The organism is Bergeriella denitrificans NBRC 102155 (assembly GCF_001592185.1).
GTDB lineage: Bacteria > Pseudomonadota > Gammaproteobacteria > Burkholderiales > Neisseriaceae > Neisseria > Neisseria denitrificans.
Map to the genome: position 1 here is coordinate 1 of NZ_BCWL01000064.1, position 9,798 is coordinate 9,798.

The 9,798-nt window shown below is 57.3% G+C and carries 7 protein-coding genes; 6 read left to right on the top strand and 1 reads right to left on the bottom strand.

The window, feature by feature from the left end; translation table 11 throughout:
• Nucleotides 1-122 precede the first annotated feature (122 nt).
• The 5 genes from BDE01S_RS05165 to BDE01S_RS05190 all read left to right on the top strand — a co-directional run bounded on the left by BDE01S_RS05165 (nt 123) and on the right by BDE01S_RS05190 (nt 7,838).
• Nucleotides 123-1,151 (top strand): sulfate ABC transporter substrate-binding protein, encoded by a 1,029-nt coding sequence (locus BDE01S_RS05165; protein WP_066078220.1) that lies wholly within the window; start codon nt 123-125, stop codon nt 1,149-1,151.
• Nucleotides 1,152-1,460: 309 nt separating this feature from the next.
• A complete protein-coding gene (hflX, locus tag BDE01S_RS05175; RefSeq protein ID WP_066078226.1) occupies nt 1,461-2,612 on the top strand; it encodes a GTPase HflX in 1,152 nt (383 codons plus the stop codon).
• 82 nt (nt 2,613-2,694) lie between these two features.
• Complete coding sequence (locus BDE01S_RS05180) at nt 2,695-5,151, top strand: heavy metal translocating P-type ATPase (RefSeq protein ID WP_066078229.1); 2,457 nt, start codon at nt 2,695-2,697, stop codon at nt 5,149-5,151.
• 102 nt (nt 5,152-5,253) lie between these two features.
• Nucleotides 5,254-6,663: an MFS transporter gene (locus BDE01S_RS05185; protein WP_066078233.1), complete on the top strand. Its 1,410-nt coding sequence runs from the start codon at nt 5,254-5,256 to the stop codon at nt 6,661-6,663.
• Nucleotides 6,664-6,818: 155 nt separating this feature from the next.
• Entirely contained in the window at nt 6,819-7,838 is a 1,020-nt protein-coding gene (locus BDE01S_RS05190) for a glycosyltransferase family 4 protein (protein WP_066078236.1), read from the top strand.
• On the opposite strand, the gene BDE01S_RS11290 is transcribed toward BDE01S_RS05190, so the two are convergent.
• The gene (locus tag BDE01S_RS11290; protein WP_147283879.1) at nt 7,792-8,064 is read right to left on the bottom strand and encodes a hypothetical protein; all 273 of its coding nucleotides are present in this window, start codon (nt 8,062-8,064) and stop codon (nt 7,792-7,794) included. The genes BDE01S_RS05190 and BDE01S_RS11290 overlap by 47 nt on opposite strands.
• Between BDE01S_RS11290 and BDE01S_RS05195 the strand changes: the two genes are divergently transcribed.
• Nucleotides 8,063-9,571, top strand: coding sequence for a phospholipase D family protein (locus BDE01S_RS05195; RefSeq protein WP_416178177.1), 1,509 nt, complete (start codon nt 8,063-8,065; stop codon nt 9,569-9,571). The genes BDE01S_RS11290 and BDE01S_RS05195 overlap by 2 nt on opposite strands.
• The last annotated feature ends 227 nt before the right edge of the window (nt 9,572-9,798 follow it).

Below are 9,798 nucleotides of genomic sequence, written 5' to 3' on the forward strand. Positions count from 1 at the left end.
TTATCGTGTTTCCCCCAGGCATCATTTTGGTTATAAAAGCAGAAGCAAACGGTATTTCAAAACTGTAAAGTGCCGCTGCTATACTGCCTTTCACTTTAGCTTTCGCGCAATGGAGAAATAAAATGAAAGGCTTACGCAAACATTTGGCTTGGCTGCCTGTGGGCTTGATGCTGGCTGCATGCGGCAGCGGGGCGGCGGAGGGCGGTAAGGGGGCGGCTAAGCCGGTGTCGCTTTTGAATGTGTCTTATGACCCAACGCGTGAGTTTTACCGTGAATACAATGCGGCGTTTCAGGCGTATTGGCAGCAGAGTACGGGGCAAACGGTGCATATTAAGCAGTCCAACGGCGGCTCGGGTAAGCAGGCGCTGGCGGTGCGGAACGGGTTGAAGGCCGATGTACTGACGCTGGCGTTGGCGGGCGATATTGATGCGGTGAACGGGGGCGCGAAGCAGTTGGTTCAACCGGATTGGCAGCAGGCGCTGCCTGATAACAGTACGCCTTATACTTCGACCATCGTGTTTTTGGTACGCAAGGGCAATCCAAAAAACATCCGCGACTGGGGTGATTTGGTTCAGGGCGATGTGCAGGTCATCACGCCCAATCCGAAAACTTCGGGCGGCGCACGCTGGAATTTTCTGGCGGCCTGGGCTTACGGGCGCACTTTGGGCGGCGATGCGGCGGCGGAGCAGTATGTGGGTGAGTTGTTCAAACGTGTGCCGGTGATGGATGCGGGCGCGCGGGCGGCGACGATTTCCTTTACGCAGCGCGGTTTGGGCGATGTTTTGCTGTCGTGGGAGAACGAAGCGCATTTGGCGGTGCAGGAGGGCAAGGGCGAATTTGAGATTGTGACGCCGTCTTTGTCGGTATTGTGCGAGCCGTCGGTGGCGGTGGTGGACGCGGTAGCAGATGAACACGGCACGCGCGAAGTGGCCGAAGCCTATTTGCGCCGGCTTTATACCGATGAGGCGCAGCGGATGATCGGCCGCCATTATTACCGCCCGAGCAATCCTGAAATTTTGGCGGAGTTTACCGACCGCTTCCCGCAGCTGGATTTGGTGAAAGTGGCCGACTTCGGCGGCTGGTCTAAAGTGCATACCGACTTTTTCGGCGACGGCGGGGTGTTCGACCGGATATACAGCCGGGGTAAATAAGTATTTATCGGGGCGTGGGGAATTTTGAAATTTCCAATAAGCCGTAACGCATCGGCCAGGCTTTAGCCCGCTAGGGGCAAGGTCTGACAGCTTGCATTTTTTAAGCATGGCACGATATTGCCCGCAAGACTTTTAAGCCGCCACGCCGGCAAAACAGGCCGTCTGAAAGATGATGTTTTCAGACGGCCTGTTTGTTTGCCTCGTGGTAAAATGCTGAGCGTTACAGCGAATTAAAATGACAAAAGCCGCGGCGTTGTCTGCGGCTTGCCGCACCCGCAGGCCGTCTGAAAAAAAGGATTGCATACCGCCATGAGCCGACATACCGTTTTCCGCGTCGATAAATCTTTGGAACGCCCCGAGCGCGTGATGCTGGTGGGCGTGATGTTGAGTGCCGATTATACGGGGGCAAACGAAACCCGCGACCGTGCTTTTCAGACGGCTTTGGCCGAAGCGGCGGAGCTGGTATCGGCGGCGGGCGGCGATTTGCGGCTGACGGAAAGTGCCAAACGCGACAAAGCGCATACGGCTCTGTTTGTCGGTACGGGCAAGGCCGAGGAGCTGGCGGCGGCGGTGAAGGCGCACGATATCGAGCTGGCGGTATTCAACCACGAGCTGACGCCTACGCAGGAGCGCAATCTGGAAAAAATCCTGCAATGCCGCGTGCTCGACCGTGTGGGACTGATTTTGGCGATTTTTGCCAAGCGCGCGCAAACGCAGGAGGGCAAGCTGCAGGTGGAATTGGCGCAGCTCAACCATTTGAGCGGGCGGCTGGTGCGCGGCTACGGCCATATGCAGAGCCAGAAAGGCGGCATCGGCCTGAAAGGGCCGGGCGAAACGCAGCTGGAAACCGACCGCCGCTTAATTAACCAAAAAATCACCGCGCTGAAAAAGCAGCTTCAGCAGGTGAAAAAACAGCGTGCCACCCGCCGCAAAGCCCGCTCGGACGGCCGTCTGAAAACCTTTGCCATCGTCGGCTATACCAATGCGGGCAAGTCCAGCCTGTTCAACCGCCTGACCAAGGCTGATGTTTTGGCGAAAGACCAGCTGTTTGCCACGCTCGACACCACTGCGCGCAAGCTGTTTTTGTCGCCGGAGGCGACGGTGATTCTGACCGATACCGTCGGCTTCGTGCGCGATTTGCCGCACAAGCTGGTGTCGGCCTTTTCCGCTACTTTGGAGGAAACCGCGCTGGCGGATGTGCTGCTGCACGTGGTGGATGCCTCCAACCCCGATTTCGGGCGGCAGATGGACGATGTCAACGCCGTATTGGAAGAAATCGGCGCGCAGGATATCCCGCAGCTGGCGGTTTATAACAAAATCGACCTGTTGCCCGAAGGCGAACGCGAAGCCGGGATTTTGCGCGACCGCAGCGGCCGGGCGGCGGCGGTGCGTATTTCGGTCAGCAGCAATTCGGGCTTGGACGCGCTGCGCGAAGCCATGACCGAACGCGCTTTGATGTGATAAGGCTGCCCGAAGCCGTCTGATTTTCAGACGGCTTCGGGCGCGCTTGGCCGCTCTGCCGGCATTTTGAGAAAGACACCTGATGAAAGAAACCTGTTTCCATTGCGGCTTGGACGTGCCGGAGTCGGTCAAACTGAGCGTCGAATTTGAAGAGCGGGCACGGCCGACCTGTTGCGCGGGTTGTCAGGCCGTGGCGCAAAGCATCATCGATGCCGGTCTGGGCAGCTATTACAAGCAGCGTACCGCCGATGCCGCCAAAGCCGCGCTGCCGCCCGACGAGGTGTTGGCGCAGCTCAAGCTCTACGATTTGCCGGAAGTGCAGGCCGATTTTGTGGAAACGGGGGCGGACAACCAAAAAGAAGCGGTGCTGATGCTGGGCGGCATTACCTGCGCGGCCTGCGTGTGGCTGATTGAGCAGCAGCTGCTGCGACTGCCCGGCGTGGTGCGCGTGGATTTGAATTACAGCACCCACCGCGTGCGCGTGGTGTGGCACGATACCCAAGTTGCGCTTTCCGATATTCTGTTACGCATCCAATCGACGGGCTATACCGCTGCGCCTTACGACGCGCACAAAGTCGAAGCGCAGCATCAGCAGGAGCGCAAGCAGTTTATCGTGCGGCTGGCGGTGGCGGGTTTGTGCATGATGCAGACCATGATGTTTGCCATCCCGACGTATCTTTACGGTGAGGGCGAAATCGAGCCGCTGTATTTGGGGATTTTGCACTGGGGTGCGTTTATTATGGTGCTGCCGGTGGTGTTTTACTGCGCGCTGCCGTTTTACCGGGGCGCGTGGCGCGATTTGAAAAACCGCCGCGCGGGCATGGATACGCCGATTGCGATTGCGATTGTGATGACGTTTGCGGCGGGGATTTACAGCCTGGCCACCAATGCCGGGCAGGGCATGTATTTCGAATCCATCTCCATGCTGCTGTTTTTCCTGCTCGGCGGGCGTTTTATGGAGCAGATTGCGCGGCGCAAGGCGGGCGATGCGGCGGAGCGGCTGGTGAAACTCGTACCCGCGTTCTGCCACAAGCTCGCGGCCTATCCCGAAAGCGAAGCGGCGGAAGAAGCCGCGGTGGTGAAGCTGCAAAGCGGCGATGTGATTTTGGTGAAGCCGGGTGAGGTGATTCCGGTGGACGGCGTGGTGCTGGCTGGTGAGAGCGAGGTCAACGAAGCCATGCTCACGGGCGAGAGCCTGCCGGTGGCGAAGCGGGCGGAGGATAAGGTCACGGCGGGTACGCTCAATACCGTCGGCCCCTTGATTGTGCGTACCGAGCAGGCGGGCGGCAATACGCGCCTGGCGCACATCGTGAAGCTGCTCGACCGCGCCTTGGCGCAAAAGCCGCGCGTGGCGGAGCTGGCGGAAAAATACGCATCCCGTTTTGTATTGGGTGAATTGCTGCTGGCCGTCCCCGTATTTATCGGCTGGATGGTTTACGCCGATGCCCATACCGCGCTGTGGATTACCGTGGCGCTGCTGGTGATTACCTGCCCGTGCGCCCTGTCGCTGGCCACGCCGACCGCGCTGGCGGCGGCTACCGGTATGCTGGCGGGCAGGGGCGTATTAATCAGCGGCAAGCAGAGTTTGGAAACGCTGGCGCAGATTGACGATGTGGTGTTCGATAAAACGGGTACGCTGACGAAAGGCGAATTGTCGGTCAGCCGCACCGTGGCACTGGGCAGCTTGGGCGAAGCCGATGCGCTGGCAGTCGCGCGGGCTTTGGAAGCGCAGTCGGAGCATCCGATTGCCCGCGCCATTTTGCGGCATACCGGCGCAGAGCAGGTGCATGAAGCCGATAATATCAAGGTGATGCAGCGGGTCAACCGCATCGGCCACGGTGTAAGCGCGCAGGTCGAATGGCGCGGCGAAACCCAAATTTGGGCGCTCGGCCGCGCGGAATTTGTGGCCGGCATCAGCGGCAGCCTGCCCGATATGCCGGAAGCTTCGCACACCGGGAGCATGGTGTTTCTCGGCAATCAGCGCGGTTTTCAGACGGCCTTTTTGCTGGAAGACGAAATCAAAGACGGTACGCCGGAGATGGTGGCTGCTTTGAAAGCCCAAGGCCTGCGTTTGCACGTTTTGAGCGGCGACCGCAGCGCTGCCGTTGCCCATTTGGCCGACACGCTCAGTCTCGATGCCTACCGCGCCGAAGCCCTGCCGGAAGACAAACTGACTTATGTCGAAGCCTTGCAGGCCGAAGGGCGCAAAGTGCTGATGGTCGGCGACGGCATCAACGATGCGCCGGTATTGGCGCGGGCGGACGTATCGGCGGCGGTGGCCGGCGGCGCCGATGTCGCGCGCGACGGTGCGGATGTGGTGCTGCTGAACGACGATATGCGCGTGCTGCCGCAAACGGTGGCGCAGGCGCGTAAAGCGCGGCGGGTGATTGCCCAAAACCTGCGCTGGGCGAGCGCCTATAATCTGATTGCCGTGCCGCTGGCGGTATTTGGTTTTGTGACCCCGTGGATTGCCGCTTTGGGCATGAGTTTAAGCTCGCTGGTGGTGTTGGGTAACGCGCTGCGTTTGCTGAAAAAATAAAGACAGGCCGTCTGAATATTCAGACGGCCTGAGATACCGGAACGGATTATCGGCCAAGCTGCATCAGGCCGGCAAGCAAGGCCGTATGAAAAAGGAGTGGATATGGACGGCAAACAGGACGCAGCCGCAATCAAGCCTTCCCGCTGGCTGCCGCTGCTGCTGGCGATTGCGATTTTTATGCAGATGCTGGACGCGACGATTTTGAATACGGCGCTGCCCGCGATTGCGGCCGATTTGCGTGAATCGCCGCTGAATATGCAGTCGGCGGTAATTGCCTACGCGCTGACGGTGGCGCTGCTGATCCCTTTGAGCGGCTATCTGGCCGACCGCTTCGGCACGAAAAAAGTCTTTTTGGCCTCGGTGGGCGTATTTGTGGCAGGCTCGCTGCTGTGTGCGGCCGCGCCGGATTTGAAAACGCTGGTGTTGGCGCGGGTGGTGCAGGGCGTGGGCGGCTCGATGCTGGTACCTGTGCCCCGTCTGACGATTTTGCGCGTGTACGACAAATCGCAGCTGCTCAACGCCATCAATTATGCGGTGATGCCCGCGCTGATCGGGCCGGTATTGGGGCCTTTGGTCGGCGGCTATCTGGTGGAATACGCCACTTGGCATTGGATTTTTCTGCTGAATGTGCCGATCGGTTTAATCGGTTTGCTGGTGGGCTGGAAAATCATGCCCGACGTGCGCGGCGGCAAGCCTTCGCTGGATGCGGGCGGCTTTGTGCTGTTTGCCTCTGCCGCCGCCGCGCTCACGCTGGCGGTGGATTTGGTGTCCCACCCGGGCGCGGGGCTGTTTTCGCTGCTGCTGGCGCTGGGCGGCGCGGTGCTGATGTGGCTGTATTGGCGGCACGCGCAGCATTATCCCGAGCCTTTGTATGCCGGCAATCTGTTTTGGGTGCGTACTTTCCGCCTCGGGCTGGCGGGCAATCTGTTCAGCCGCCTGGGCATCAGCTCCGTGCCTTTTCTGCTGCCTTTGCTGTTTCAAGTGGCGTTCGGCTACAGCGCCAGCGTGTCGGGCTGGCTGCTCGCACCGGTGGCGCTGGCTTCGCTGCTGGTGAAACCGGCCATCAAGCCGTTGATGGCGCGTTTCGGCTACCGCGCGGTATTGCTGTGGAACACGCGGATTTTGGCGGTATTGATTATGCTGCTGGCGCTGCCGGGCAAAGAAACCGCCTGGCCGGTATGGGCGGCGCTGCTGCTGGCAATGGGCGCGTGCAACTCGGTGCAGTTTTCGGCCATGAACACGCTGACGATTGCGGATTTGCGCCCGTATCAAACCGGCAGCGGCAACAGCCTGATGGCGGTCAACCAGCAGCTGGCCATCGGCCTGGGCATTGCCGTGGGCGCGCTGATGCTGCAGCTGTGGTCGAAAAGCAGCGTGGGCAGGGAAAACCTGCACGCGGCGTTTCAATACACATTTATCGGCATCGGCCTGATTACGCTGGCTTCGGGCATGATATTCGGCCGCCTGCATCTTTCAGACGGCCGCAATCTGACCGAACGCGCGGAAAAATAGGGGCGGGCGGAAAAATCGGTTAAAATGCGGGCTGTTTGGTGACAAAGCCGGATAGTGAAGCATGAAGCCGCGTACAGCAAAGCCGCATTTGTGCTCAATAGATAAAGTAGATAATTAAAATCAGCGCACTGCACACACTCGGATTTAAATCACGTATGAAAAAAGTCTTATTTCTCTCCCATGAGCTGTCCGCCACAGGTGCGCCAAAAATGCTGTATTATGCAGCACTTGCGGTTAAAAACAGCGGCGGCTTTCCCACGGTGTTCTCACCCATAGATGGTGTCATGCGCCAAAAATTGACGCAAGCGGATATTCCTGTGGTGATTGACCAGCGTATCAGCTTGGAACTTGTGCAAAATTTTGAAGTGGTGGTTGTCAATACCGTCATACAGCCTGCCGTGGTGCGAGCTTTGGTGAAAGTCCCTAATCTGACCGTTGTGTGGTGGCTGCATGAAAGCCAGCTTTTGGCAAGTATCTTGGGCGACAATAAAGATTTGGCGGACAGCAATGTGCGGATTATCTGTGTCAGTGAATATGCCAAATCATTTATGCCTGCCGGTTTTCGTGCCGAAGTTTTGTTAAACGGCATTCCTGACGATGTGTCGCCTACTGCCCTTAATCAATCTTGTGGCAGAAAATTGACCTTTAGTGTGCTGGGCACTATTGAGCCGAATAAAGGTCAGGATATTTTCTGCGCCGCCATTGCGAGCTTGCCGCCAAAAGTTCGCCAAAATTGCCGATTTATCATGGCTGGGCGTTTATTGAAATCAAATACCGCCTTTTGGCAGGCGGCATACGCCCCTGTTCAGGATTTTAAAGAAGTCCAATATGTGGGGGCATTGCACCCTGATGAAGTCTCTGCCGTCATTGGTGCATCTGATGTCATCGTTTGCTGCTCACGAGACGAATCTTTTTCTTTGGTGTGTATTGAAGCGGCAAAATACCAACGTGCCGTTTTATTGAACGACCATGTCGGCGTGGCAAATATCTTTATGCAAGAAGACAGCTGCTTGGTATTTGATGTTGGCAATGCCCAATCTTTGGCAAATGCGATGTGTTTTGCTTATGAAAATCCTGAGAAGGTGGAAATGTTGGGCACGAAGGCAAGAAACACTTTTGAGCGGTATTTTAGCTTTGAGCAATTTGCAAAATCATTTTTAGCGCAGCTGGATTGATTTTTAAAAAAGCAGTGCGGCGTAATTGGAGCGTGTTGAACTTTTGTTCGCCCGTCTCGGCTTGGGCGAATACAAAAACCACGAAACCATGCGAAAAGAATGAAAGAACAAGATAACCGTATTTTTCAGACGGCCGCTTCACATACCGCAAGCCCACCCGCACAAGCCGTCTGTCTGAAAATCCCGCTGATTTGATTTCCATGAACACAAAATACATCGCGCTCATGTTTCCCGCATTCCTTTTGGGCTGCGCCGCGTTGCCGCCGCTGGACGGACGCAGCGAGAGCCGCTATCTCGATGTCGAATCCGCGCCGCGCCTGGAAGCGGTGCTGAAGCCTGCCGAAGCCGCCGCGCCGTCGGCAGGCGCGGGCGATTCGGGCGTGTATCTGCTCAACGATGCACACGAGGCCTTCGTTGCCCGCGCAGCCTTAATCGAATCCGCCGACCACGCGCTCGACCTCCAATATTACATCTGGCACAACGACATCTCCGGTCGTCTGCTCTTCAACCTGCTGCATCGCGCCGCCGAGCGTGGCGTGCGCGTGCGCCTGCTGCTTGATGACAACAACACCAACGGCTTGGACAACGTACTTTTGGCGCTCGACAGCCACCCGAATATCGAAGTTCGCCTGTTCAACCCCTTCGTATCACGCAAATGGCGCGCGCTCGGCTATCTGACCGACTTCCCCCGTCTCAACCGACGTATGCACAATAAATCGCTGACCGCAGACAACCGCGCCACCATTCTCGGCGGGCGCAATATCGGCGACGAATATTTCAAAGTAGCCGAAGATACCGTATTCGCCGACTTGGATATTCTCGCCACGGGCAGGGTGGTGACCGAAGTTTCCGAAGATTTCGACCGCTATTGGGCAAGCCACTCAGCCTACAACGCCACCGCCGTGATAAAAAAAGGCAGCATCGAAAAAGGGTTTGAAGAGCTGAATTACAGCGATAAGGACAAAAACACCATACTCGACCGCTACCGTAAAGAAGTGGAAAACTCCGAGTTGTACCGCGCCATGAGCGCAGGGCGCGTACCTTTCCGCAACGTCCACACCCGCTTAATCAGCGACGACCCGGCCAAAGGCTTGGACCGCGACCGCCACAAAACGCCGATTCTCGACCGGATGTTTGAAGCCCTGAAAAAGCCCGAGCAGAGCATGTATCTGGTGTCGCCGTATTTCGTGCCCACCAAAGCCGGCACACAGGCGCTGAGCGAAATCGCCGCCGAGGGCGTGGACGTTACCGTATTGACCAATTCACTGCAGGCCACCGATGTCGCCGCAGTGCATTCAGGCTATGCCCGCTACCGCAAACCGCTCCTGAAAGCCGGCATCAAACTCTACGAGCTGCAGCCCAACCACGCCGTGCCGAAAACCAAAGACCGAGGTCTGACCGGCAGCTCCGCCACCAGCCTGCACGCCAAAACCTTTATCGTGGACGCCAAAAGGGTCTTCATCGGCTCCTTCAACCTCGACCCGCGCTCCGCCCGCCTCAATACCGAAATGGGCGTCGTCATCGAAAGCCCCGAAATCGCAGGGCAGATGCAGCGCACGCTGGAAACCACCACCCCCGACTACGCCTACCAAGTGACCCTCAACCGCCATAAAAAACTGCGCTGGCACAATCCCGCCGACGGCAAAATCTACGCCAAAGAGCCCGAAGCCGGATTTTGGAAACGCTTTACCGCCAAAATATTGTCGTTTTTACCGATAGAGGGCTTGTTGTAGGATTGGGATTGTGTATTGATTAAAAAAGCCGTCTGAAAACGGGAAGGTTCTGTTTTCAGACGGCTTTTTTTGATTGAGTTATGTGTGTTTGGAATAAGACAAACGCTTGAGAAATCTAGAAACCGTTGAAATTCAGTAGCTTGTTCCTTCTCCCGCCCCTGTGTGGGGAAAGGTTAGGATGGGAATGGTTGGCCTAAAGTGACCTAATGGTGATTGTTTTTTATCTA

Excerpts from the sequence above, each read along its gene's own strand:
- BDE01S_RS05165 (WP_066078220.1), top strand. The coding sequence starts at position 123 with ATGAAAGGCTTACGCAAACATTTGGCTTGGCTGCCTGTGGGCTTGATG.
- hflX (WP_066078226.1), top strand. The coding sequence starts at position 1,461 with ATGAGCCGACATACCGTTTTCCGCGTCGATAAATCTTTGGAACGCCCC.
- BDE01S_RS05180 (WP_066078229.1), top strand. The coding sequence starts at position 2,695 with ATGAAAGAAACCTGTTTCCATTGCGGCTTGGACGTGCCGGAGTCGGTC.
- BDE01S_RS05185 (WP_066078233.1), top strand. The coding sequence starts at position 5,254 with ATGGACGGCAAACAGGACGCAGCCGCAATCAAGCCTTCCCGCTGGCTG.
- BDE01S_RS05190 (WP_066078236.1), top strand. The coding sequence starts at position 6,819 with ATGAAAAAAGTCTTATTTCTCTCCCATGAGCTGTCCGCCACAGGTGCG.
- BDE01S_RS05195 (WP_416178177.1), top strand. The coding sequence starts at position 8,063 with ATGTTTCCCGCATTCCTTTTGGGCTGCGCCGCGTTGCCGCCGCTGGAC.
- BDE01S_RS11290 (WP_147283879.1), bottom strand. The coding sequence starts at position 8,064 with ATGAGCGCGATGTATTTTGTGTTCATGGAAATCAAATCAGCGGGATTT.